At 39.2% G+C, this 26,109-nt stretch carries 22 protein-coding genes and 2 tRNA genes; 12 read left to right on the top strand and 12 right to left on the bottom strand.

Translation table 11 applies throughout. From position 1 onward, the window contains the following. The first annotated feature begins 17 nt into the window (after positions 1-17). From BLQ18_RS05975 to clpX, 4 genes are all read left to right on the top strand, one after another. Positions 18-362 (top strand): phage holin family protein, encoded by a 345-nt coding sequence (locus BLQ18_RS05975; protein ID WP_090293471.1) that lies wholly within the window; start codon positions 18-20, stop codon positions 360-362. Positions 363-461: 99 nt separating this feature from the next. Continuing rightward, the gene (tig, locus tag BLQ18_RS05970; protein WP_090293470.1) at positions 462-1,784 is read left to right on the top strand and encodes a trigger factor; all 1,323 of its coding nucleotides are present in this window, start codon (positions 462-464) and stop codon (positions 1,782-1,784) included. An 89-nt stretch (positions 1,785-1,873) separates the two neighbouring features. Continuing rightward, positions 1,874-2,551, top strand: a complete 678-nt coding sequence (gene clpP / locus BLQ18_RS05965) for an ATP-dependent Clp endopeptidase proteolytic subunit ClpP (RefSeq protein WP_090293469.1) — start codon at positions 1,874-1,876, stop codon at positions 2,549-2,551. Positions 2,552-2,639: 88 nt separating this feature from the next. Continuing rightward, the gene (gene clpX, locus BLQ18_RS05960; protein WP_090293468.1) at positions 2,640-3,875 is read left to right on the top strand and encodes an ATP-dependent Clp protease ATP-binding subunit ClpX; all 1,236 of its coding nucleotides are present in this window, start codon (positions 2,640-2,642) and stop codon (positions 3,873-3,875) included. On the opposite strand, the gene BLQ18_RS05955 is transcribed toward clpX, so the two are convergent. The 4 genes from BLQ18_RS05955 to BLQ18_RS05940 all read right to left on the bottom strand — a co-directional run bounded on the left by BLQ18_RS05955 (position 3,872) and on the right by BLQ18_RS05940 (position 7,805). Next, the gene (locus BLQ18_RS05955; protein ID WP_090293467.1) at positions 3,872-4,411 is read right to left on the bottom strand and encodes a hypothetical protein; all 540 of its coding nucleotides are present in this window, start codon (positions 4,409-4,411) and stop codon (positions 3,872-3,874) included. The two genes, clpX and BLQ18_RS05955, sit on opposite strands and share 4 nt — an antisense overlap. Positions 4,412-4,616: 205 nt before the next feature. Continuing rightward, positions 4,617-5,066 carry a hypothetical protein gene (locus BLQ18_RS05950; RefSeq protein ID WP_090293466.1) on the bottom strand — a complete coding sequence of 150 codons (450 nt, stop codon included), beginning with the start codon at positions 5,064-5,066 and terminating at the stop codon, positions 4,617-4,619. A gap of 96 nt (positions 5,067-5,162) precedes the next feature. After that, entirely contained in the window at positions 5,163-6,095 is a 933-nt protein-coding gene (locus BLQ18_RS05945; RefSeq protein ID WP_175443721.1) for a helix-turn-helix domain-containing protein, read from the bottom strand. A 201-nt stretch (positions 6,096-6,296) separates the two neighbouring features. Continuing rightward, entirely contained in the window at positions 6,297-7,805 is a 1,509-nt protein-coding gene (locus tag BLQ18_RS05940) for a GH3 auxin-responsive promoter family protein (protein ID WP_090293464.1), read from the bottom strand. Positions 7,806-7,902: 97 nt separating this feature from the next. Here BLQ18_RS05940 and BLQ18_RS05935 point away from each other — a divergent pair, with 97 nt between their 5' ends. The 4 genes from BLQ18_RS05935 to BLQ18_RS05920 all read left to right on the top strand — a co-directional run bounded on the left by BLQ18_RS05935 (position 7,903) and on the right by BLQ18_RS05920 (position 12,290). Continuing rightward, complete coding sequence (locus BLQ18_RS05935) at positions 7,903-8,703, top strand: DUF2797 domain-containing protein (protein WP_090293463.1); 801 nt, start codon at positions 7,903-7,905, stop codon at positions 8,701-8,703. A 5-nt stretch (positions 8,704-8,708) separates the two neighbouring features. Continuing rightward, positions 8,709-9,998: an APC family permease gene (locus tag BLQ18_RS05930; protein ID WP_090293462.1), complete on the top strand. Its 1,290-nt coding sequence runs from the start codon at positions 8,709-8,711 to the stop codon at positions 9,996-9,998. A gap of 154 nt (positions 9,999-10,152) precedes the next feature. Next, entirely contained in the window at positions 10,153-11,487 is a 1,335-nt protein-coding gene (locus tag BLQ18_RS05925) for a YfcC family protein (protein WP_090293461.1), read from the top strand. A 38-nt stretch (positions 11,488-11,525) separates the two neighbouring features. Continuing rightward, positions 11,526-12,290, top strand: coding sequence for a DUF6090 family protein (locus BLQ18_RS05920; RefSeq protein ID WP_090293460.1), 765 nt, complete (start codon positions 11,526-11,528; stop codon positions 12,288-12,290). Between the two features lie 31 nt (positions 12,291-12,321). On the opposite strand, the gene BLQ18_RS05915 is transcribed toward BLQ18_RS05920, so the two are convergent. Genes BLQ18_RS05915 through sppA form a run of 3 tightly spaced genes read right to left on the bottom strand, consistent with a single transcriptional unit; the run spans position 12,322 to position 17,542 of the window. Continuing rightward, positions 12,322-15,033 carry an AsmA-like C-terminal region-containing protein gene (locus tag BLQ18_RS05915; protein WP_090293459.1) on the bottom strand — a complete coding sequence of 904 codons (2,712 nt, stop codon included), beginning with the start codon at positions 15,031-15,033 and terminating at the stop codon, positions 12,322-12,324. Positions 15,034-15,069: 36 nt separating this feature from the next. After that, positions 15,070-15,777 (bottom strand): queuosine precursor transporter, encoded by a 708-nt coding sequence (locus tag BLQ18_RS05910; RefSeq protein ID WP_090293458.1) that lies wholly within the window; start codon positions 15,775-15,777, stop codon positions 15,070-15,072. Between the two features lie 4 nt (positions 15,778-15,781). After that, the gene (gene sppA / locus BLQ18_RS05905) at positions 15,782-17,542 is read right to left on the bottom strand and encodes a signal peptide peptidase SppA (protein ID WP_090293457.1); all 1,761 of its coding nucleotides are present in this window, start codon (positions 17,540-17,542) and stop codon (positions 15,782-15,784) included. A gap of 70 nt (positions 17,543-17,612) precedes the next feature. Here sppA and folK point away from each other — a divergent pair, with 70 nt between their 5' ends. Beyond that, on the top strand, positions 17,613-18,758 hold the full coding sequence (folK, locus tag BLQ18_RS05900; protein WP_090293456.1) for a 2-amino-4-hydroxy-6-hydroxymethyldihydropteridine diphosphokinase: 1,146 nt from the start codon (positions 17,613-17,615) through the stop codon (positions 18,756-18,758). A gap of 120 nt (positions 18,759-18,878) precedes the next feature. On the opposite strand, the gene BLQ18_RS05895 is transcribed toward folK, so the two are convergent. Further along, on the bottom strand, positions 18,879-19,412 hold the full coding sequence (locus BLQ18_RS05895) for an RNA methyltransferase (protein WP_090293455.1): 534 nt from the start codon (positions 19,410-19,412) through the stop codon (positions 18,879-18,881). 249 nt (positions 19,413-19,661) lie between these two features. Here BLQ18_RS05895 and mutS point away from each other — a divergent pair, with 249 nt between their 5' ends. The 3 genes from mutS (at position 19,662) to BLQ18_RS05875 (ending at position 22,518) form a co-directional block, all read left to right on the top strand. Further along, the gene (gene mutS / locus BLQ18_RS05885) at positions 19,662-22,244 is read left to right on the top strand and encodes a DNA mismatch repair protein MutS (RefSeq protein ID WP_090293683.1); all 2,583 of its coding nucleotides are present in this window, start codon (positions 19,662-19,664) and stop codon (positions 22,242-22,244) included. 75 nt (positions 22,245-22,319) lie between these two features. Then, positions 22,320-22,392 (top strand) — tRNA-Gly (locus BLQ18_RS05880). 41 nt (positions 22,393-22,433) lie between these two features. Further along, positions 22,434-22,518, top strand: a tRNA-Leu gene (locus BLQ18_RS05875). Positions 22,519-22,584: 66 nt separating this feature from the next. Here BLQ18_RS05875 and BLQ18_RS05870 read toward each other — a convergent pair. From BLQ18_RS05870 to BLQ18_RS05855, 4 genes are all read right to left on the bottom strand, one after another. Beyond that, entirely contained in the window at positions 22,585-23,631 is a 1,047-nt protein-coding gene (locus BLQ18_RS05870; protein WP_090293453.1) for a DNA cytosine methyltransferase, read from the bottom strand. Beyond that, on the bottom strand, positions 23,609-24,298 hold the full coding sequence (locus tag BLQ18_RS05865) for a hypothetical protein (protein ID WP_090293452.1): 690 nt from the start codon (positions 24,296-24,298) through the stop codon (positions 23,609-23,611). The genes BLQ18_RS05870 and BLQ18_RS05865 overlap by 23 nt, the downstream gene beginning before the upstream one ends. 150 nt (positions 24,299-24,448) lie before the next feature. After that, positions 24,449-25,303 carry a helix-turn-helix domain-containing protein gene (locus BLQ18_RS05860; RefSeq protein ID WP_090293451.1) on the bottom strand — a complete coding sequence of 285 codons (855 nt, stop codon included), beginning with the start codon at positions 25,301-25,303 and terminating at the stop codon, positions 24,449-24,451. Positions 25,304-25,501: 198 nt separating this feature from the next. Beyond that, positions 25,502-25,999, bottom strand: a complete 498-nt coding sequence (locus BLQ18_RS05855) for a hypothetical protein (RefSeq protein ID WP_139150368.1) — start codon at positions 25,997-25,999, stop codon at positions 25,502-25,504. Between the last annotated feature and the right edge of the window lie 110 nt (positions 26,000-26,109).

Below are 26,109 nucleotides of genomic sequence, written 5' to 3'. Positions count from 1 at the left end.
ACATTAATCATTTTTATATGAAACTTATTCTAAGACTTTTGCTCAATGCCATCGCAGTGGTAATCCTGTCCTATATTTTACCAGGGGTCGGAGTTGATTCCATGATGACCGCAATCATTGTTGCCGTAGTACTCAGTGTACTTAATTTTTTGGTTAAACCGATACTTGTGATTTTAACCCTACCGATCACCATCCTTACCTTGGGATTATTTCTCTTGGTAATCAATGCCATCATCATATTAATTGCCGCAAATCTTATTGGCGGGTTTCAAGTTGTCAGCTTTTGGTGGGCCGTTATTTTCAGCTTATTGTTATCCATTTTACAGGCAATTTTACACTCAGTTTTAAAGGAAGACCAATAAAAATCATACGGTTTGAAAGTCAACGGTTTAAAAAGTTGTTAGCAACCCAAAAAAGCATTACTTTTGCATCCCATTTTTGAAAAGCAAATTAGGTAGGAGATGAATATAACCAAAGAGCAGATTGACGATCTTAATGCAGTAGTAAAAGTTGCAATCAGCAAAGAAGACTATCAAGACAAGGTAGAACAAATCCTTAAGGATTATCGAAAGCAGGCCAACATTCCTGGTTTCAGAAAAGGTCAGGTTCCCATGGGCCTTATTAAAAAACAGTACGGAAAAGCTGTTTTGGTTGATGAAGTGAACAAACTACTTCAAGACAATCTGAACAAGTACCTTACCGAAGAAAAATTAGATGTTTTGGGAAATCCACTTCCAAAACAACAAGACGATTTTGACTGGGATAGCGAAAACTTGGATTTCGAATTTGAATTGGGCTTGGCTCCTGATTTCGAAGTGAAATTAAAAACCAAAAAAGCGGTTACCCAATACAAAATCGTTGCCGATAAAAAAATGATCGACGACCAAGTTGAACGTATCCAAAAACAATACGGCAAATTGGTTTCCAAAACCGAAGTAGGTAAAAAAGACGAGGTTACTGGTTTCTTTGCAAACGAAGCAGAAGAAATCGACCACAAGACCACTTTGGAATTGGATAAAATCAAAAGTAAAAAAGCCATTGATGCCCTTGTAGGCAAAAAAGTTGGTGAAGTAGTTACGTTGAACACCAAAGGTTTGTTCAAAGAGGACTACTTGCTTTCAAGCTCTTTGGGCATTACGCCAGACAAAGCTGAAAAATTGGCCATCGACGTTACTTTCACTATTGAGGAAATCAACGAAAGAGAGCCTGCTGAATTGAACCAAGAATTGTTCGATAAATTGTTCGGTGAAGGAAATGTTTCTTCAGAAAAAGAATTGAAAGACAAGATCAAGGAAGATTCAGAAAAGCAGTTCGAGCAACAATCCGATCAGAAATTGTTGAACGACATCACTGAAAAACTGATTGAGGAGACCACTTTCGAACTACCTGCCGACTTCTTGCAAAAATGGATTCAGGTTAGTGGTGAAGAAATGTTGACCAACGATCAAGCCAAAGAAGAATACGAAAAGTCTGAGCAAGGTTTGCGTTACCAATTGATTGAAGGTAAAATCATTAAAGAAAATGATCTTCAAGTTCAATTTGATGAATTGAAGGAGTTCGCCAAAGGTTTCATTAAGGCACAAATGGCACAGTATGGCCATATGGATCCTAAAGAAGAAGAATTGGACGGTATTGCCGCAAGAGTTTTAGGAAACCAAGATGAAGTAAAAAGACTTTCTGAGCAATTGATGAGCCAAAAGCTTTTAGACCTTTACAAGGAAAAAGCAAACCTTAAGGTGAAGGAAGTGTCTTATGACGACTTCATCAAGGAAGCATATAGCTAGGCTTCGCTAAAAGAAAAATAAGTATCTTTACGGTGCCGGAAAGCTAATTTTTCGGCACCTTTTTTTTAAGATAAATCGATTTAAATCCTATGGATTACGGAAAAGAATTCAGAAAATATGCTACCCAGCATCACGGAATAAACAGCATGCACTATGATCAAATCATGAGCAGCATGTATCCCATGAACATGACCCCGAACATTATCGAGGAAAGACAGTTGAACGCTGTTGCCATGGATGTTTTCTCCAGATTGATGATGGACCGTATTATTTTTATGGGTACTGGTATCAATGATCAAGTAGCCAATATTGTACAAGCCCAATTATTGTTCTTGGAAAGTGCTGATGCCTCCAAAGACATCCAGATTTATATCAACTCACCAGGTGGAAGTGTATATGCCGGATTGGGTATTTACGACACCATGCAGTTTATTAAACCAGATGTTGCAACTATCTGTACTGGAATTGCCGCATCTATGGCAGCTGTATTGCTATGTGCCGGTCACGAAGGAAAACGTAGTGGATTACCACACTCAAGAGTAATGATTCACCAGCCACTTTCAGGAGCTCAAGGTCAGGCCAGCGATATCGAAATTGCTGCTAAAGAAGTGCTTAAGATCAAAGATGAGTTGTACGAGATCATCTCCAAGCATTCCGGTCAAACATTTGATAAAGTATATGAGGATAGTGATCGTGATTACTGGATGAAGGCAGAAGAGGCCAAAGCATACGGTATGATCGACGAAATTTTGGTGAGAGAAAAATAAAAACCACCATCAATTAATTTAAAAACAGCCACTTATCGCAGAACAAATCGAATTTTTTTGCGTTATTGTGGGTGAATAGTGTTTATATATGGCAAAGGAAAACTTGGAATGTTCATTTTGTGGTAGAAAAAAACCAGAGACCAATTTATTGATCGCTGGTTTGGATGCGCACATTTGCGACAGATGTATAGAACAAGCCCACAGCATTGTTGCTGAGGAATCCAAACAATCCAAAAACCAAGATCTTTCTTCGGAACTGGTATTGAAAAAACCCATGGAAATCCGTGATTTCCTGGATACATTCGTTATTGGACAAGAGCGTACCAAAAAGGTAATGTCCGTAGCGGTGTACAACCACTATAAAAGATTACTTCAGCCCAAAGGCAAAGAGGACGAGGTTGAAATTCAAAAAAGTAATATCATAATGGTGGGGCAAACAGGGACAGGTAAAACCCTTATTGCCAAAACCATTGCCAGAATGCTCAATGTGCCTTTGGCCATTGTAGATGCAACTGTTTTGACCGAAGCTGGTTATGTAGGTGAAGATGTGGAAAGCATTCTGACCCGTTTGTTACAAGCAGCAGATTACAACTTGGAAAAAGCGGAACGCGGTATTGTTTTTATTGATGAGATTGATAAAATTGCCCGTAAAAGTGATAATCCATCCATTACCCGAGATGTATCTGGTGAGGGTGTTCAACAAGGACTTTTAAAACTTTTGGAAGGAACCACAGTTAACGTTCCGCCTAAAGGTGGACGTAAGCACCCCGATCAAAAATTCATTGAGGTAAATACAGAAAATATCTTGTTTGTTGCAGGTGGTGCTTTTGATGGTATCGAAAGAATCATCACCAAACGTTTGAACATGCAAGCTGTGGGTTATAGCGCCTCCAAAGCTGAGGATAATTTGGACAATGAAAATATTCTCCAATATATCATACCAAAAGATTTAAAAGAGTTCGGACTTATCCCAGAGATTATTGGGCGACTTCCCGTACTTACACACATGAATCCTTTGGATGCCAGAACATTGAGAGCGATTTTAACCGAGCCAAAGAATGCCATCATCAAACAATATGAAAAATTGTTTGCCATGGATGACATCACTTTTACCATTACAGACCAAGCTTTGGACTATATCGTAGAAAAAGCAGTTGAATATAAATTGGGTGCACGTGGATTACGCTCCTTATGTGAAGCCGTTTTCACCGATGCTATGTTTGATTTACCTAGCAGTGATGAAACGGAATTCAAGGTCACCAAATCCTATGCGGAGAAAAAGTTATCTTTTGAAACCATCAAAAAATTAAAAGCAGTTTCTTAAACTGCTTTTTTTGTGACTTTTTCCAAAAGCTCAAGACATACATCCGAAATAATTTTTTCGTCAGAATACAACATGTGTCCAAAATTGGATACCACCTTAAGGTCTGCTCCCACTTCTTGGGTCCAACTAAAATCTGGTTTGAACTCATCGCGTTCACCAAAAATCAAATTAAGATCGGTTTTGGGTTTTTTATTCTCAAGTCTAATTCGAGTTGCAGAGATTGCAGTCAAAGATTTCATCGGTAAACCTTTCAATGCAGCCTTATATGCAATTGTACCACCCGTACTGAAAGCCAAGTAATGTGCTGGCTCATTCTCTTTGCGCAACAAATTGTTCACTGCAGTTTCAATTCCACCATCCACAAAAGCCTTGTGCACGTTCTCTTCAGAAGAAATGGCTACATCGATGTTACCCAATTGCTGGCTATCATAAAATTCGATGTCATAATACTGCTGAAGGTATCCAAAATAAGAAGTAATCCAAAGTCCTTTTTTAGCGCCCCACATATCGGAAACGACAATTAGCTTTTCTGACATAATCTGTATGGTTTTGTGTTTATTATAGATTTGTTGCCGTGAATTTCATTCTTAAACGACTGATTTCCATTTTTATTTGTTCAAAAGTGTCCTTTCTACGACGAAAGGGCCAAATCTACGAAAACGTTTTCGTAAATACGTTTATTTAGTATGCACGGTTATGTTTTACGTGTTTTTGGTACAATTATTAACACCAAAAGAATGTTTAAAATCGATGGCCTACCGATATTCCAGCCCAAGGAATTATTTCATCAGTATCAAAAAAGATAGGGCAGAATGTCAATTTCAATATCACCTTTTTATTTGGATAATACTTTCTATACCCAATATTGGGAATAAGGAACAAACCCTCATCCTCACCAACATCATTTAGCACAATCGTATTGGTAACGCCCCATTCAAAAAAGTTGCCTTTATTCATATTCCATAAATAATAGACCCCCAATGGAATTGTAAAAATGAGAGGCTCATCAAAAATTCCAGGATTTACCCCAGTACCTATTCTAAAATTTAAATGTGAATCGGAAAACAACTGCCTTTCGTAGTTTACAGAAAAGAATGGACCTGCACCACCGAGTTCGCCATACAACAAATTGTTTTGAGACCACACCAATCCATAAAAGAGTAATAGAACAATTGTAATAGCATTTTTCATGACCTTCTGTTTTAACGTTCGAGTCAAAACTAAGGTCTTGTGGAAGCGTAGTAGTCCAAGATTATCCATTTCGGATATATCAGGACAACAAACTAGCTATCCGTTTCGGTAGATTATTGGAGACATGCCACAAATCTTTTTAAAGGACGCATAGAACGCTGACTTGGAATTAAAACCACATTCCAATCCAATAGAAACAATGGTGTAATGATCATATTGGGGATCATTCAAAATTCTTTTGGCTTCCTCAATTCGCATGGCGTTGATATAATCGGTGAAACTTTCACCTGCATGGCCATTTATGAGTTTGGAAAGCTTACTGGTCCCCATTTGAAGTTCTTCGGCCAAAGTATTTAAACTTAACAAAGGATCTAAATACCGTTGATTGTTTTCCACATAATCGTTAACCGATTCAAACTCACTCTTATTGGACATGGTCTCAAATGCGACTTTATTTTGACGCTTTGAGGCGGACAAAACAGACCGTAGTCCTATCCTGTCCTTCAATACCACATATTGGAAAAATCCTTGGTACCCCACCCAATAGATCAACACGGAAGAAAAAAATCGAAGTGGATAATAACTGTAAAATGGATTTTCATTTTTTGCCATGGTATTCAGAACTACGGCCAAGATCCAAAAAACAAAAACCGCCCCGCCCAGTCGTAAAAACCATTTAATCCAATTTAGGTTGTCCAATTTTAAAATATCGGGATACAAACTTCCATAATGGAACAACAACCTGATTGATTTAATGTAAAGGAAAATGGAATAAACCAAAGCAACGATATCTTCACCCAAATTATACCTGCGAATCAAAATTTCATCCGCCAAACCTTGATACACTAAGTAAATAATTATCAATCTTGCTATAATGGCCACCCCAAAAAGTACAGCTGAAAAAACCACAAAGGGCCATCGCTTACTTTCAATACCCAAATAATACACCAAAAAAGCATAAAACGAGGAAACAATAAGCAAATTCCAAGGCACTATAAATTGACCATCGAATAGATTGGGGTAAATCAATTCCTTTTCAATAAGCCAGGTTTGAAAGTTATTAAGTGAGAGAAATAGAACGAATAAATTCAGAAATACTACTGGTAGCTCAAATTTTCTGCGAATCAAAAACGTACCAATGACAAACAAAAAACCGTGAATAGCCCCAATAATCAGAAAAAAATCAAAGATCTGCTGAAAAGTCATTGGTTTGAGGTTGGTTTTAGAGGTTTAATTCATTTGCAAAAGCTCTTCAATATAACATCGGTCATTGGACAATCTTGGAATCTTATGTTGACCACCCAGTTTGTTCTTCGATTTTAACCAATCGTGAAATAGATTTTTTCGCGCCACATGCACCTTTGGCATGTTTAAGGTAATATTATTATACCTTTTGGCCTCATAATCAGAATTAAGTGCCTTTAAGGCATTATCCAATACCTCTGTAAAATAGTCCAAATCTTCAGGCGGCTTTCTAAACTCAATCACCCATTCATGCCCACCTTTTTCTTTCCCTTCCATAAAAATAGGAGCAGCGGTGTAGTCCATGATCTCAGCATCAGTTTTCAAACAAATTTGCTTTAAGGCCTCCTCTGCGTTTTCAATAATCAACTCCTCGCCAAACACATTAATGTGATGCTTGGTTCGGCCCGTTATTCGAATTCGGTATGGATTTTTGGAGGTAAAACGTACGGTATCCCCAATTTTATAGCGCCAAAGTCCCGCATTGGTCGTGATTACCATAGCATAGTTGATACCCAATTCCACATTCCACAACGGAACGGCTTGCGAAGCTTCTCCATGTGCACTTATCGGAATAAACTCATAGAAAATCCCATAGTCCAACATCAATAATAGGTCACTGGAATTATTGCGATCTTGAATGGCAAAGAATCCCTCCGAAGCATTATAGGATTCGTAATAATTGAAATTCTTTCGAGGCAGTAGCTTTTTGTACTGGTTTTTATAGGGCGTAAAACTTACCCCTCCATGAAAATACACTTCCAGATTTTCCCAAATCTCAAACAAATGATTTTTACCCGTTTTTTCAAGAACTTGGTTCAACAGCACCAGCATCCAAGACGGCACCCCTGCCAAACTGGTCACATTTTCACGGATACTTTCCTCAATAATGGCCTCCAATTTGGATTCCCATTCGCTCATTAAGGAAACCTTATTACTTGGTGTACTACTATACTCTGCCCAAAGTGGCATATTGTCAATTAGAATGGCAGATAGATCACCAAAAAATGATCCATTATCCTCATACAATTCCTTGCTCCCTCCCAATCGAAGACTTTTACCATTGAATAACTGCGAATTTTCATTGTTGTTCAGATACAGGCACAGGAAATCCTTGCTCGAATTATAGTGGCAGTCTTCCAAGGCTTCATTGCTTACTGGAATAAATTTGCTCTTGGCATTGGTGGTACCGCTACTTTTGGCAAACCATTTAATGGTGGTAGGCCAAAATAGGTTCTGCTCTCCCCTACGTGTCCGTTCAATCATTGGAGCGATATCTTCGTAACCAACAATAGGCACCCTATTTCTAAACTCTTCGTATTTCGGCAAATCTGCAAAACCATATTGTTTGCCTATCATGGTGTCTTGCGAAAAATCCACCAACTGGCGCAATACCTCATCCTGTACATCGAGAGGATATTTCAAAAAAAGTTCAATCTGGTGGTATCGCTTTCGCAGCAACCAAGATGCGATGGAATTGAATAATGGTATTGGCATTTTAGGTATCTTTAACCAAGAAATTTAGCTAGGTGTCTTAGCTAAAATAGCTTTTCTAGCTTTCATTTTCAAATAAGAACAAAACATTCAATTTAATATGTTGTACGAAGGAGTCTTGCGCAAAATGCAAACCCAAAACGGGAAACCCATCCAATATTTTTTGGTTTTTGAAAACGATTTCATCAATATGAACCAAGTGTTGGACAAGGAACTCCAGATTGATTTTATAAAATTTCAATGTTTGAACTGTGGTGAGGACAAACCCATCTACCGTCAAGGGTTTTGTAGAAACTGTTTTTTTGAAACACCAACCGCAGGTGAATGGATCATGAAACCTGAATTGAGTACCGCCCATTTGGACAAAGAAGACCGCGATTTGGAGTTTGAAAAGCGCATGCAATTGCAACCGCATATTGTGTATTTGGCCAATTCGAGCAATGTAAAAGTTGGGGTAACCCGAAAATCTCAAGTACCTACCCGTTGGATTGATCAAGGCGCCCACGAAGCCTTGGAAATTGTGGAAGTTCCCAATCGATATTTGGCAGGAATCACGGAGGTGGCCCTTAAGGAATTTGTAAGTGATAAGACCAGTTGGCAAAAAATGCTCAAAAACGATATCGAAGATGTCGATTTGCTCGAATGGCGTGAAAAATTGAAAGCCAGCATTCCCGATGAAGTAGCTGATTATTTTTTAAAGGACCAGGAAGAAACCCACTTGGATTTTCCCGTTTTGCAATATCCTGAAAAGGTGAAAAGTTTGAATTTAGATAAAACTCCTAGTTATAAAGGGTTGCTAAAAGGCATTAAAGGGCAATATCTCATTTTTGAGGACAACACTGTATTCAATGTTCGTGGCAGCGAGGGCTATTATGTGGGCATTGATGTAAATCCAAAATAAAAAGCATGGCAAAAAAAATAGGATTGACCGAAGCCATCTCCATTGGTATTGGAGGCATGGTTGGTGGGGGTATTTTTGCCGTTTTGGGACTTGCCGTTTCCTTGGCTGGTGGTGGAACTCCTGTTGCTTTCCTTTTTGCTGGGCTTATCGCCTTAATTACTTCATATAGTTATGTGAAGCTATCAAAGACTTATCCTGACCGTGGAGGAACCGTCAAATTCATTAATCAAGGGTTTGGGGAAAACATTTTTAGTGGAGGCATCAACAATTTGTTATGGGTGAGCTACATCATTATGCTGTCACTCTATGCATCCGCTTTTGGCTCCTATGCACCCAATTTATTGAAAATTACAGGCGGTCAATTGGATTTTCATATCTATGCTAGTGCCATTATTATTTTAGCCTCCGCCATTAATTATTACAGCATTAAAGTTGTTGGTGCCATTGAATCCTATGCCGTCATCATCAAATTGGTGATATTGATTTCTTTTATCGGAGTTGGTATGTATGGGCTGATGGGCAATCCAAATCTGGACCAATTGTCCATATCCAATTGGGAAACACCTTTAAAATTGGTGACGGGAGGCATGGTTATTTTCGTGGCCTATGAAGGTTTTGAACTGATTGCCAATGCCGCTCCCGATATCGAAAATCCTGAAAAGAATATTCCTAGAGCCTATTATATTTCGCTCCTATTTGTGATTCTGCTTTACATCGTCATTGCCATTGTTACCGTGGGTTCCTTGCCTTTCAAAGAAATTGCGTCTGCACAAGATTATGTATTGGCCGAAGCTGCAAAGCCGATGCTGGGCAAGATCGGCTTTTCCATTATTACTATCGCGGCGCTTATTTCCACATTTTCCGCAATCAATGCGTCACTCTATGGTGGTAGTAGGGTGAGCTATGAAATTGCAGAGGATGATGAATTGCCACATCAATTCACCTATAAATTATGGAACCAACCCATAGGGTTGCTCATTACCGCTATTTTAACCTTGGTGCTGACCAACACCTTAAAATTGGAAAGTATTTCCACCGCAGGTAGTGTGGGATTTCTGCTCATTTTCGCGGTGGTAAACTATGTAGGATATAAATTGGCACCTCAAACCAAAAGCAATAAAACGTTGCCCCTAATTGGATTTATTTTGTGTGCGTTAGCTACCCTTGTTTTGTTGGTTCAACAATTTAACTCCAACAAAATGGGAGTAATCGTTGCCCTTTCCATTATAGCCGTTTGTTTTATTATTGAGACGTTTTATAAAAAGACAGAGCGAAATAAAAACCCTTCAAAATAGTCCCTCATTCAATATAAATATCTGATTTTTAAATAAAAAGAATTACTTTAAAGGAGTTATTCTTTCCAGATTATGAAGTAGGTCAGGTTTTTAGGGAAAGTATACCAAGCATCTAGTTCTTGAAGTAACCATACCCTATATAAACCAACTTCAGATGAAAAAATTCCCGAATGCATTCGTCATTCTACTTGCGGTTATCTTTTTGGCTTGGATATTCACCTACATTATTCCTCAAGGTTCCTACGAAAGAGTGGCAGACACAGAAACTGGCATCACCCGAGTAGTCAATGATTCGTATCAGCAAATCAGCACAGAAAGCCCATCACTTTTTGATCTTATGGTTGCAATACCCAACGGAATTGCTGGACGGGCCGAGCTTATTGTGCTCATTCTTTTGATTGGCGGATGTTTTTACCTCATTGAAAAAACCGACACTTTTAATCAAGGTTTGGTGCAATTGGTTTCGATCCTAAAAGGAAAAGAAAGTCTGGCACTTATAATTGTAGCTTCAATTTTCACAGCTGGAGGTGTTTCTATCGGTTTACAGGAAGAGGTAGTTGCCATGACCCCTGTCCTGTTATTGTTTGGCAAAAGTTTGGGCTACAATACCCTTACTATGATCTTCGCCAGTTATGGTTCCTCTGTAGTGGGAAGCTCCTTTAGTCCGTCGAATCCTTTTGCGGTGATCATTGCACAGAAGGAGGCGGCATTACCGTTGCTGTCTGGCAGCACCTTGCGTATCATCACTCTTCTTATCGCCTTTTTGGTCTGGGTAGCCTATCTGCTGTATTATGCCAAAAACAACCGTATTGAAAAAATAGAAATGCCCACCCAAAGTACTTCGATGAGTACACGAAGTAAACTTATATTGGCCTTATTGGCAATCACATTTACCATTGTTATCTATGGCATCATTCAGTTTGATTGGGGCTTTATGCAAATGTCTGCCTGTTTTTTTGTGCTTGGTATTGCCTCAGGACTCATTTCCAAATTTGGTTGGAACAAAACTGGGGAAACCTACATTGCTGGAATGAAAGAAATGATTTTTGCTGCCATCATCATTGGTTTGGCCAATAGTATTTCCATTTTATTAAAAGATGGGATGATCATGGACACCATTGTGTATGGACTTTTTACTCCTCTAGAAAATTTGCCACCTGCTTTTTCTGGGGTAATGATGATGATTTCCCATGTGTTTTTGCACTTCCCCGTGCCCAGTTATTCGGGTCAAGCAATATTAACGCTCCCTATTTTGGTGCCACTTTCCGATTTAATTGGATTATCACGACAAACCTGCGTGTTGGCCTACCAATATGGTGCAGTAATGGCGGATATGATCGTACCCACCAATGGTGCACTGATGGCTGTTTTGGCACTTGCTAATATTTCCTACAACAAATGGTTCAAATTTGCCCTAAAACCTGCTTTATTAATGTTGCTGATTGGAGCTATTTCCATTGTAGTTGCTGTAATTACAGGTTACAACTAAACAAAAGTATTTGTAAGTTTAGGTCTTGAAAACCAACCATGCTTAAGTTTTTTAGAAACATCAGAAAAAAAATGGTGGCTGAAAAGAAGGTCAGCAACTACCTATTATACGCCATTGGCGAAATCGTTTTGGTCGTTATCGGGATATTGATTGCCCTCGCGATCAACAATGCCAATGAAAACAGTGTCAAAAAAGAAAAAGAACAGATTTACCTTTTGGGTTTACAGGACGAGTTCCAAACCAGCAAACTCAAACTTGAAGAGTTGATCAAGGTGAACAAACAAAGCTATGAGGACGCGAAAAAAATCCTCGCTTTTATGGAAACTGATTCCCTGCCAAGCGAAGCTACCCTTTCCAATTTATTTTTGAACGCCTTTGCTTTTGATATTTCTTTCAACCCGAACAACTCTCTGCTCAATGAAATGATCAATTCGGGGAGTTTAAAAGATGTAAGAAACCCTAGATTGCGTTTGTTGCTCACCAATTGGGTTTCCAACTTAGAGGATATCACCAAACAAGAAGTCATGTTAGATGCCGAAAGAACTAAGATTATTGATATGTTCCGAACTGAGCAGCAAAGCATAAAAACCATCTTTAATCTTTCAGGGGTTTCTGGAGATCTGGGCTTACCCAATGCCTCTGAAAATCAAAGCAATCTCTCTATTTTAAATTCCACAGCTTTTGAGAACAATTTGCTCATCTTCATCCTCACCAGCATAAATACAGAAACAACGCATTACACGCCTTTAATGCAAAGCATGGATGTGATTTTGGAAACCATTGAGGGAGAAATTAAGGAATAAAAAAGGGCGATTAAAAATCGCCCTTTAATTTTTAGTTTACGGTGTCTTTTTTCTTTTTGCCGAGCAGCCCACCTAAAAGTGACTTAGCGGTTTCTTCTACTTTATCTTCCTTTTTAGTGGTCGTCGCGGTAGAATCTGTGGTTTTGGTTTTATCGCCGCCCAATAAATTACCAAGGGTCTCACTGACACTTGACTTCGTTCCTGTAGAATCCTTGGAATTCTTATTGAGAGCATCAGATAATAATTTGCTGGCCGACTCCTTTCCTTGGTTCACCAATTTCTGTTTTTGAACCTCAACCAATTGGGTGGTCAATGTTTTTACACCTGAGGTTAAATCGGTGGTTACGGTGGGGTCAGTAAAACTACCGCCAATATTAGCAGTTACGGGAACGGTCATTTCCTTAAGGCTGTCATCGTTTAATTGCGCAATTAATTTGTTCACCTCGGCCCCCATGTATTTGGCAGGCACGTCCAATGTCGCTTTATATTGCATTTGCTTATCAAACGAGTGGCTTCCATCCACATTGATAGCGATATCTTTATATTTTAAGGTAAATGGTTTCACTTTAACCGTACCATTATCAAAACTCAAAGCGGTTTTTAAACCATCCAAGTTGATTTCCTTTGTGTTCAAAAAGTTCAACTTACTGTCCAAAGAAGACACCAAAGGTGCTTTTTGGGTATCGATGGTCGGAGACAACAGCTCGGCCAATAAATTCCCTGAAATGGTGGCCAAATTAGGCGTAAAATCTTCGTTCAGGTTTCCAGACAAATTAATGTCTGAATTTAATTTTCCTTGCAAAGCAGCCGCCAAAGGCGTCAAGGTTTTTAGCAAATCCAATCCAGCAAAAGATTCCCCGATATTAAAGTTGCTCATGCCCAAATCCACATCAAAAGTGGAACTTTCCCCTTTGGTGGACACCGAACCTTTAAGTCCAAGCGTTCCGCCAAATAAGTCAGAGGTCAAATTCTGAATGGTGGCTGTTTCATCTTTGATGGTCATGGTACCTTTCACATTTTTCAGCTTGAGGTTATCATAAATCACGGTAATGGCCGCAGCCTCCAATGTACAATCCAAGAATGATGGAATTTTGATGCGTTCATCGCCCGTACTCGAAATAGTTCCTTCTTCTTGCGAAGTTTCTCCACTTTCCTCAGTGTCGGTATCCTCCATCATAAAATCGTTCAGAGCAAATTGGTTCGAAGTCAATTTGAAATTCCCTTGAATGTTCTCATCATTGAACATAAATCCAAGCAAGTTGGTCAAAGTACCGCTCGCATTAAAATCAGTACTTCCTGTTTTTCCCTCAAATGAATTCAAGGCCACAGTTTGCGGATTGAAAGTCATGGCGGCTTTGGTGATAGCTACGGGATGTTTCAATTCTGGAGAGGCATATTCAAAACCAGTCAATTCAAAATTACCGCTCATTTTGGTGTTTTGGTACTGGTGTTTCTCCAAAGAAGCCATATCAAAACTAGTGGTGGCATCGGCATTCAAAATACCCTTTAAGTTGTATTCGTCTGGCACAGGATACGCTTTTGAAATGTTGGCCAAGTTCACACGACCATCCATGTGAGCATTCACTTTAGTGTTGCCCATCAACTCTCTGATCTTTGCATTCAGATTGAACTTATCTTGATCAATGGTAAAAGAAAGTCTATTGATGTTCACATAGGTATCCTCTACAATTCCAGTTTCATTATTGATTTCTGTATTGATAAACACATTGCTCACCGATTTTGGTAAGTCTGGATATTTGAAAGAGGCATTGTCCGAATTGATTTTGATATTGAACGCAGGAATATGTTCCTCATCCACAATTCCCTTGAATTCCCCGTTCACTTCAAAATTACCTGTAGTTTGTACGGTTTCAATATTGGAAGCATAGGCTTCTGGAATCACCGCCAAAAAGTTTTTGAAATCGGAAGATGGCGTTTTAAAGGTAATATCCACTTCTTGGTTGTCATCGTTCAACTTTACAAATCCGTCAAAAACCAAGGCCAATTGGTTCACCATGGCTTTGTTGTCCAAAAAGGTGTATTTGCTTTCGGCCAAATCAATGCCGATCAGGGCATCCAAATTGATTTTATTGTTGTTCAAATATTTGGTACCCTCCATTTCAAAAGAGACCAAAGCTTCGGTCAAGGTTTTGAGTTCGGATTTTTCCAAGGAAAGGTCACCCGACCCAGAATGGTTCATGTCGGTAATGGCCAATTTCATACCACTCGCCAAATCTTCATAAATAATATTGGTATTGGTGATGGAATACGAATCCATGGCCAAGGTGAAATTACCACTGGATTCATCGGTCGATGTTTCTTCTGAAGCTGAATCACTTTCTTTAGCGATATCATAATTCGCATTGCCCTCCTCATCTGCTTTGATGTGGATTTTGGCGCCATCAATATTGAACGTTTTGATCACCAATGGTTCATCGGCAGCTTTGAAAAACTCTTTGATGGACATGGCCAATTCAATTTCCCCAGCAGCGAACAGAGTATCTCCCTCAAAAGGAGCTTTGTTCACCAAGGATAATTTGGAAAGTTCCACGTTGGCATACGGAAAGCTTTTGAGCAAGCTTAAACTTGCATCTTCAAAGTCGAGCGTAGCGTTGATGTTTTCGTTCACTTTTTCCTTAATCAATCCCTCAATTTTACCTTGAAGGAAGATGGGAAGCACAATGATCAGGACAAGTAGGATAAGTAGGGTTATGCTGGCAATCTTCAGGATTTTTTTCTTCATACTTTAATGTTTTACAACAAATTAAAGGAGAAGTTGTTAATCCAGTGAGATTTCTTCCCCTATTTTTAAGTTAAATCTTTTCCGCATTAGATAAACGAAAAAGTATAGCAGTGGCGTATCCAAAAGGGCAATAATCATTTTAAAAACCACCCCACTGATCAAAAGCCCATAAAATTTGTCCCAAGGAAGCACTCCAAAAAGACAGAGCAATAAAATAACTGTTAGGGTATCAATAAATTGCGATGAAAAAGTGGAAAAGTTGTTCCGCAACCAGAGCATTCTTCCCTTGGTCACCCTTTTCCAATAGTGATAAATGGTGATGTCGATGTATTGCGCTGCCAAATAGGCCAACATGGAGGCCAATACCCCTAAAGGTGACAATCCGAACACCTTGGTAAAGGTTTCATCGCCAACGGGTGAAGAGGGAATGGCATTTGAATAGTTGGCAATCAAGATAATTCCCATGGAGAAAAAGGAGGCAAAGATTCCTGCCGTTACCACTTGATTGGCCTTTTTTTGTCCAAATATCTCGGAAACCAAATCCGTAATCAAAAAGGTAATGGGATAGGGTAAAATACCTACCGAAAGTTCGAACAAGGGGGCTCCAAAAACGGTGACATCCCCAAACGGACTCCACGAGAAAAACTTTTGAAATATGAGATTGGACACCACCAAGGAAGTGATGAACAGAGCTCCTAAGTATAAATAAATTGAAAAGGCAAGTTTCTTGTCTTTTGGCGTCATTCCCTTATTTGATGTTTAAGCTAAACGGCATTTTGGCCTGTATGCCCTCCTGCTCGCTGAATTGTTTAAACTCTTTTAAAACTTTGTAGGCCTCTGCCCCTATTTCTTCTTGGATCAAACTTTCACTGATTTTGGATTTCATGCCGCCAAAATTTTCTTGGAAACGCTCAAATCCTGACTTGTACTTTGGATATTTTTGGATGCCGTAACTGCCTAGATCGGCCATATCGGCTGCCATGGCAATGGCATCTTCCAAGTTGCCAAGTTCATCCACCAAACCAAGGGCCTGAGCATCTACTCCACTCCAAACGCGACCTTGTGCAATTTTATCCACTTCAGCGGTGCTCATATTTCGACCTTGGGCCACACGCTCCAAAAAGGTATTGTAGGTCTCCTCAATACTTTCCTGCATCTGAAAACGGAACGTATCGGTCATGGGTTCAAAAAAGGAATAATCAACTGAATTTTTATTGGTGCCCACTTGTTCGGCATTCACACCAATGTTTTCTGCCAATTGGTTGATATTGGGAATAGTCCCAAACACCCCAATAGAACCTGTAATGGTGGTAGGTTCAGCTACAATTTTGTCACCCCCAACTCCAATATAATAACCCCCTGAAGCAGCAACATTTCCAAAGGAAACCACCAAAGGTTTGTCCTTTTTGGCCAATTGCATTTCTCGCCAAATAATATCGGAAACCAAGGCACTTCCTCCTGGAGAATCAACGCGAAGCACGATAGCCTTTATTTTATCGTTTTTGGCCGCTTTTTTTAAGGCATCCACAATAACACCCTGCCCTATGTAATCTTTTCCGCCCTCGCCAAACAAAATTTCACCTTGGGCATAGATCACAGCAATTTTATCGGTCCCTGATCTAAGTTTCCTTTTGTTGGCCTTGTAGATATAATCGGAAAGCGACACATATTCCAACTCATCGGATGCTGGGATTCCAATTTTATCTTTCAAAATAGATTCATAAGCATCGTAGTGTATCGCTCCATCCAAAAGTCCAGAGGCAACGGCATAATTTGGTGTTCTTCCACCAAGGGTATCAGCAATAATATTCAAATCCGAAGTGGAAATATTTCTTGAGGTTGAAATATCGTTAATGAGCACATCCCAAATAGACGTGATCAATTCTTTGATTTGAGTACGGTTTTCATCACTCATGGTGTTGGACAAAAAGGGCTCTACCGCACTTTTGTATTTTCCATGGCGAATTACCTCCATTTTAATTCCTGATTTTTCCTGTAGGTCTTTATAATAAAGCACCTCACTGGCCAAACCTTTAAAATCCATAGTGCCGACTGGATTGATGTACACCTCATCGGCCACACTGGCCAAATAGTAATCCTTTTGGGTATAAAAATCGGAATGGGCCGTTACAAATTTGCCCGACGATTTAAAATCCTCCAAGGCTTGGCGAATTTCACTCGTCTGTGCTATCCCTGCCTGAAGAAACCCTGTCGTAATGCTTATTCCTGAAATATTTTCATCACTCTTGGCCACCTCTATGGCATGAAGAATTTCATCCAATCCAAGTTCTTCTGCCCAAAAACTGGCAAAGGGGTCAGCTTCATCTTGTCCTGTGTAATCCAAAACAGGAGCCACAAAACTTAGTTCCAGCACACTATTCTTTTTCACAACCACTCCATCTTCCATACTGCCTATCAGCGCCATAAAGATGAAAAACATGCCCACAAGGATCATAAATGCCACAAGGCTCCCCAAAATAGAGGCAAGTAGGTTTCTCAAAAACTTCATTCAAATAAAATTTAATACACTTCAAATATAACCATTGTAGTATTGTTTTGTTTATTTTGTCTATTCGATTATGGTGAGAAAACAAAAGGTATATCTTTCTTTGGGAAGCAATATGGGTAACCGTTTGGCTACCCTCCAAAAGGCTATTTTTCGCATTCAAAAGGAGGTGGGACAAGTATTGGACATTTCCAAGGTGTACGAAAATCCAGCTGTTGGTTTTGAGGGCGATGATTTTTTGAATATCGTGATTTCCCTTTTGACCGAATTGCAGCCATCAGCCTTGTTGGATTCTCTATTGCAAATTGAAACCGATTTTGGCAGAACCCGAAGCCAAGACGAAGGTTACAGTTCCCGTACCTTGGATATCGACATTATTTATTACGGCAATGAAATTTTGAATGATGACCATTTGGTGATACCCCACCCGCAAATGCAGAACCGCAATTTTGTTTTGAAGCCGTTGAGCGATATTGCACCGCAGTTTTATCATCCAATTTTGGGTAAAGACACTCGAAACTTGCTGCAAGAATGCAAGGACAGAAGTCAACTTACCAAAACCCACCATAAATTGTTCAAGGACAGAACGGGCTTGTTTACCCAATTACAACTCATTGCCATTGAAGGGAATATCGGGGCTGGAAAAACTACACTATCCAAAATGATCTCGGAAGATTTTAATGCCAAATTGGTTTTGGAGCGTTTTGCGGACAACCCCTTTTTGCCCAAATTTTATGAGGATCAATCGCGGTATGCCTTTCCTTTGGAAATGTCTTTTTTGGCGGACCGTTATCAACAATTTATGGACGACACTTCGCAGTTCGACCTTTTTAAGAGTTTTATGGTGAGTGATTACGACATTTTCAAGTCACTTATTTTTGCCAAGATCACCTTACAAAAAGAGGAATACAACCTATACCGAAAGGTTTTTAATTTTATGTACAAGGAGGTGAAAAAGCCTGAAATTTACCTCTACCTCCATCAAAATACGGAACGGTTACTATCCAATATTAAAAAAAGAGGACGCGATTATGAGCAAAAAATAGACCCTGTTTATCTCGATAAAATCAATCGCGGTTATTTGGATTTCATCAAAAGCCACCCCAGCCAAAACAGCCTAATTATAGATATTAGCGAGCTTGATTTTGTGCAAAATCCAACCGATTACGAATATGTTTTACAGCAATTGGAAAACAATATTCTATCGACAATTATTTAACAGAATTAACGGTAAATGTTTGGATATAACGAATGGTTTTATTTTATTAGCACCCTCGATTCGAGAAACTAACTAACTCAGATTTTATATATGGCCCTGTTGATCAGGGCCTTTTTATTTTCAGGAATTGAGTTTTGACCAAAGATCCCACACCACTACCCCAGCACTTACAGAAATATTCAAGGAATGTTTGGTGCCGAACTGAGGAATCTCCAAAACAGTATCACTGGCACTTACCACTTCTTGGGCTACTCCTTTTACTTCATTTCCAAAAATTAGGGCGACGGTTTTGTTCGGTTCTGGTTGAAATTGATTAAGCATAACCGCACCTTCAGCCTGCTCCACCGAAACTATCTGAATATCATTTTGTTTTAATTCTTCTACCAACTCCAACGTATCTTTTTTGTATTCCCATTCGACACTTTCTGTAGCGCCCAAAGCTGTTTTTCGAATATCCTTGTGTGGAGGCGTGGCTGTAATTCCACAGAGGTAGATTTTCTCCACTAGAAATGCATCGGCTGTTCTAAATACCGAACCGATATTGTTTAAAGAGCGGATATTGTCCAAAATAATAATGATTGGCGTTTTCTTAGCCTGTTTGAACCCATCCACATCCAATCGTTCCAGCTCGCTATTCTCCAGTTTTCTACTCATTTTTTAAACATTGAGGGTAAAATATCAACAATTATTTTTGATGGTAGATGAAAACGATATATTCGTTTCGACTTCCATTGGTCAAGATTTTGTCATCTTGAGCGCAGTCGAAAGGTTGACAAAATACATCTCGACTGCGCTCGATGTGACAACGGCATTCAAATTTAACCGCTTCTCGAACGGGGGCAAAAATAAAAGAATAATATCGCTTTGGCAGCCAAGAACAAAACAAAGAAGGTGACTCCTTTAATGCAGCAGTACAACACCATCAAGACCAAACATCCTGATGCGTTGTTGTTGTTCCGTGTGGGGGATTTTTACGAAACCTTTGGTGATGATGCCGTGAAAGCTGCGAAAATATTGGGTATTATTCTCACCCACCGTAACAATGGTGGCGATAAAACGGAGCTCGCAGGTTTTCCGCACCATTCGCTAAACACTTATTTACCTAAATTGGTGAAAGCGGGTCAACGAGTGGCGATTTGCGACCAATTGGAAGACCCCAAACAAACCAAAAGTATTGTAAAACGTGGTGTTACCGAATTGGTTACTCCTGGGGTAGCGTTGAACGACGACATTCTTTCTGCCAAGAGCAACAACTTTTTAAGTGCTGTCCATTTTGGTAGAACTAAATTGGGGATTTCCTTTTTGGATATTTCCACAGGGGAATTTTTAACCGCTGAGGGTTCTTCTGAACAGGTGGATAAATTGCTTCAGAATTTTTCTCCCAATGAAATATTGGTTTCCAAAAAACACAAAAAGGAATTCTTGGAGCTTTTTGGCAATCAATTGCACAGTTTCTTTTTGGAAGATTGGATTTTTCAGGAAGATTATGCCCAAGAAAGTCTGAACAACCATTTCGGGACTAAAACCCTTAAAGGTTTTGGCATTGACCACCTCAACCATGGAATCATAGCATCGGGAGCTGTTTTGCATTACCTCTCCGAAACGCAGCATAGCCGATTACAGCATATTAACAACATTCAACGGATTGCCGAAGAGGAATATGTTTGGATGGACCGATTTACCATCCGCAATTTGGAGTTGTACCATTCGCCACACCAAAATGCGGTGACTTTATTGGACATTATCGACAACACCCTCTCCCCTATGGGTGGACGCATGTTGAAACGTTGGTTGGCGCTTCCTTTAAAAAATAAAGAGAAGATTCAACAACGCCATGATGTTGTTGCCTATTTGAAAGCGGAAACGCAACAACTGGAAAAAGTACAACATTGGATCAAACCTATGGGTGATTTGGAACGTTTGATTTCCAAATTGGCCACGGGGAAAATCAATCCGAAAGAAGTGGTTCAGCTAAAAAATTCCTTGGAAGCTTTAGTTCCCATCAAAATATTGGCCCAAGAAAGCAGCAATGCCTCATTGCAACAAATCGGACAGAATTTAGATGCCTGCGAAGTGCTTCGTTCCAAAATCAAAGAGGTGTTGAATGAGGAGGCCCCTATCAACATTGCCAAAGGCAACACTATTGCCCAAGGGTATTCTGAAGAACTGGACGAATTGCGCAACTTGGCCTTTTCAGGAAAGGATTATCTGGATAAGATGTTGGAGCGTGAATCGGAACAAACGGGAATCACATCCTTGAAAATTGCTTCGAACAACGTTTTTGGATACTATATCGAAGTTCGAAATACCCATAAGGATAAAGTTCCTGAAAGTTGGATACGTAAGCAGACTTTGGTGAATGCGGAACGCTACATCACCGAAGAGCTTAAAGAATACGAGGCTAAAATTTTAGGGGCAGAAGAGCGCATTTATAACCTAGAACAGCAACTTTTTGAGCAATTATTGGTGTGGATGCAGGAATATATTTCCCCTGTGCAACGCAATGCCAATTTGATTGCGCAATTGGATTGTTTGTGCGGATTTGCACAATTGGCCACTGAAAACAATTATGTGCATCCTTTGGTTGATGAATCTACCGAACTCAATATCAAAGAGGGCCGTCACCCTGTTATCGAGAAACAGCTTCCGCTTGGGGAAAGTTATGTAACCAATGATGTAACCCTGAATCGAGAGGAGCAACAAATCATTATGATCACAGGGCCCAACATGAGTGGAAAGTCGGCACTTTTACGTCAAACGGCCCTGATTGTATTGTTGGCGCAAATGGGAAGTTTTGTTCCTGCTTCGGAAGCTCAAATTGGCTTGATAGACAAAATTTTCACGCGCGTTGGTGCCAGCGATAATATCTCCATGGGCGAATCGACCTTTATGGTTGAAATGAACGAGACCGCTTCCATTTTGAACAACCTTTCGGAACGTAGTCTGGTGCTTTTGGATGAAATTGGAAGAGGAACGAGTACCTATGATGGAATTTCCATCGCTTGGGCAATTTCAGAATACCTGCATGAGCATCCGTCACGGGCCAAAACACTCTTTGCGACCCACTATCACGAACTCAACGAAATGACCAATACCTTTCCCCGCATCAAAAACTTTAATGTTTCGGTAAAGGAATTGGAAGACAATGTGCTTTTTCTTCGAAAGCTAACGCCTGGTGGCAGTGAGCATAGTTTTGGTATCCATGTGGCCAAAATGGCGGGAATGCCGCAACAGGTGATTCAGAAAGCGAACAAAATCCTTAAAAAACTGGAAAAATCCCATTCCAGTGAAGAAATGACGGATAAATTGCAAGCATCCCAAGATGAGATGCAATTGAGTTTCTTTAATTTGGACGACCCCTTGTTGGAGGAAATCAAAGAAGAAATTTTGCACTTGGACATTGATACTCTGACACCTGTGGAAGCGTTGATGAAATTGAACGAGATCAAAAGATTGTTGAGCAAAAAGAAAAAGGCGACTTCCTGAAAAAATTCTTTTTAGTTTAAAGAAATGTATTAAATTTGCATCCGCGCTTGGGAAAAGTGCGAAGTTCTTTAAAATGCGAAAATAGCTCAGTTGGTAGAGCATCACCTTGCCAAGGTGGAGGTCGCGGGTTCGAATCCCGTTTTTCGCTCAACAAAAACGCTGCTTGCAGCGTTTTTTTGTTTAAGTCCTGCTCGAGTGGTGGAATTGGTAGACACGCCGGACTTAAAATCCTGTGGGCATTTTGCCCGTGCGGGTTCAAGTCCCGCCTCGAGTACAGAAATCCCTTTTAACTTATTGGTTATTAGGGATTTTTAATTTAACCACTTTATAAATTCCACAACTACAAAATTTTTTCAAGCAATTGTTCCGCTGTTGCTTGAATTGCTGGAACGGCCACAGAGTTGCCCAGTTGCTTATATATTTGAACATCGGACACAGAATCGACAATAAATTCATCAGGGAATCCCTGTAACCGTGCCCATTCTCTAGGTGTCATTTTTCGAATCCCTTCCCGATTAACTTCACCTTTTATTCTAGTAATAGGTTTAAAGTTCGTTAGGCGGTCATCATATACCAAATTTCTTTCGCGGCCCATTCCTCCAACAACAATAGCGTTAGCAATTCCATCATCTGGAATTACCATGTAGCCAAACCCGTTGCCTTTTTGCTTATGCCTTTCTTTGTGTCTCCTAAGTGTATCCAAATAGGTTGTGGACAAGTAATATTTGACCGAAACCTCGGACTCCTCCTTGATATCTTCAAAAACCTTATTTTCCTTTACAGGTTCAGGATATTCAAATGATTCAACGTCCAAATCCTTTCTAAATCCAACGATAAATATGCGCTCCCTATTCTGTGGCACACCAAAGTCCTTTGCATTGATTACCTCAGGCTCGGGCACATAATACCCCAAATCTTCTCGAAGCACATTTAGGATTGTCTGCAACGTTATTCCCTTGTCGTGCATTTTTAAGCCTTTAACATTCTCCAAAAAGAATGCTTTAGGTTGTTTATGCTTTATAATTCTAGCTACATCAAAAAATAATGTGCCCCTAGTATCATCAAAGCCACCTTTTTTGCCCGCAATGGAAAATGCTTGACATGGAAAACCTGCACACAACACATCATGATCTGGAATATCTGCCTCATTTATTTTGGTGATATCGCCATGCGGTTTTTCACCGTAATTAGCTTCATAGGTTTTTTGCGCATATTTATCCCATTCTGAAGTAAAAACACATTCCCCTTTTAAATTTTGAAATGCCATTCGAAACCCTCCAATTCCTGCAAAAAGGTCTATAAATGTGAACTTAGGCCGATCTGTATATCCAAATGGAACTTCTTTCCTTTTGTTTGATTCTAAATCAAGAGTTTTTGCTTCCAGCATAGGAGGTTATTTGCTTTGCGAGCAATGCTACATGGGTTTGGGATAAAAGTAAAAAGTTTGAAACTTTTACAATGTTTTTAGAAGACAAATCGACCGAAAATTCTATTTGCTTGAAACAATTTTTATAATCATGTCGAACTCTGTTCTTTCTATCCTTATATTTTTTGGCCCTCGGGGTTTGAGTAAAAATTGATACACAAAAAATTTTCTCATTTTGTTGGATCATAAGATCCACTCCATCTTCAATATCCACCTTTAGGGAATATTTGACCGCATCAAAATTTTTGCTCTCGGTACACAATTTAAAAAAATGAAAATCTCGAACCAAAGACGGATATGAACGAAGCAATCTATTTTCCACCCCATTTTTGCTCAACGGTTTTGCTTTAAATTGAAGAAACTGCCCATCCTCCGAAATTTGGTTTAAAACTATGTAATGTTGCATAAGTTCTGTTTCATTGGGAATTCTATCGTAGGTGAATACAAAATGAAAAAATGTAGTGGCAAAATAGGGAATATTGGAATTTTCAACCTCCTTATCAACCGTCCTTCCCTGCCCTGAATATTTTATGCCTTTAAGATTTTCCTCAATCTTCTTTGAGTCCAGTAAAGATGGTTTTAAGAGGTAGGCTTCTCTTTCAAAGAATCTTATATCTGTTATATCCAAACGCTTGAAAATTAAAATAATAAAATCACTAAAGTAGTTATTTCTCCCTACCTCAACTATTTAGCATTTTTAATCTGATAGATTGCATCAGGAATACTTCACCTTAAAAATCAATTAAATATTGCTTGGTAAATACAACTCTATAATTGATCAAAGTAATATAAACTCCAATTCTTCCACTACATTTTGAGCCAATTCCTCTTGTGCTTTAAATGGATCCCTTGATTCGCTTTCAAAAGTTTGGGACCAGATTTGCAACCCATTTTTTGTATAAATCAATTGCACCGTAATCTGATAGTATTCACCCAATCGTCGTACGCTACCATTTAAAACATATTTCACGTCCAACTTTTTCCCAATTTCATTCATCATTACATTTTTATCCTTGTAATAAAAGGATGATGTTTTTCCGATGACCCTAAAATTGTCGTTCTGGGTTAATTTATTAATAACCGCCTCACTTAGTCCATCGGAAAAATAAGCTTGATCTTGCGTTTGACTTAAATCTTCGAAAGGTAAAACCGCAATGGAATTATTGGTCGTCAAAGTATTCCAATTCCAGAATGCAAATGCAGAAATTAAGGACAGAACAATGATGCCGACCAACCAAACTATCATTTTTCTTTTAAAAAAAAATGAAGGTTTTTTTTGAATATTTATCTCTTGGTCAGGTGTGTATTGGTGAAGTAAATGGGTATCACTGGGCAAGAACCCATAATATTCTTTGAATCTTTTCGTGAAATAAGCTGGACTACCAAAACCGACCATATAAGACACATCTGAAATTGGGTATTCGTGTTCCTTGAGCAATTCAAGGGCCTTTTCCAGTTTAATCTCACGTATAAATTGAGTGGCCGATTTACGAGTTTCTTTTTTAATGAGTTTGTACAGCTCAGAACGACTCACAGCCATTTCATTGGCCAAGGATTTTACTCCAAAATGTTCATTGGACAAATTGGCCAGCACAACTTGTTTTGCCTTTAAAATAAAACCATTGTGATTCATCGGATGATTCGGTTATAATTGGAATCGTCTTTGATTTGGCACCTTATTAAGTTACAAAAAATATGGATTTCTTTTTTAAAACAGGCTGTTATAAAACACTGACCAGGGTCTATAAAACAAAAAATCCGGTGATAAAGTTTCACCGGATTTTAGGACTCGCTAGCTAATTGAAATAATCGCATACAGTGTTAATTCAGTTTAGAATTCGATGGTTACATTCTTTTTCTTGCCATCTTTCATTAATTGGAATCGACCTTTTCTTTTTAGGTCCTTATCGTAATCATAAGTAACCACATAGGCATCTTTGTTGATCATCCAACCTGGATTCTCGTTGTAAACCTGTTGTCTAATATCCAATGGAAAGGTGATATCGTAATATCTCTCAACAGCTTCCGTAATGGTACCGTTTTGATTGTAAGTGGCAATGATATGACCTTTTTCACCAGAAAAAGTAACTTCAATTTCTTCCACTCCCTCTACAAAGAGTTTCGATTGTCGAATGTCATATTTGGCCGCTTTGTTTTCCAAATCGGTTACTACAGCGGGAAAACGATAATCAAGAACCACCCCTAAATAGGTATGGTTGGCAGCTCCAACGGTAACTTCAGAAAGTTCCACGGTTCTTTCAGTTTCTTCCTGTGCGAAAGATGGCATTGCAAGACACAATGCGAAAAATAAAATTAATAATGATTTCATGACTCTAGATTTTAAGATTGAACATTTATTGGATGTGTAATTGATGGCCATTAATTACACTGCTAAATTGCGATTTAAGCCATTGAAAGGTTAGTACTTATGGGTAAAAA

The sequence above is a fragment of the Flagellimonas zhangzhouensis genome, assembly GCF_900102925.1.
GTDB lineage: Bacteria > Bacteroidota > Bacteroidia > Flavobacteriales > Flavobacteriaceae > Flagellimonas > Flagellimonas zhangzhouensis.
This window is presented reverse-complemented; position numbering and strand designations above follow the sequence as displayed.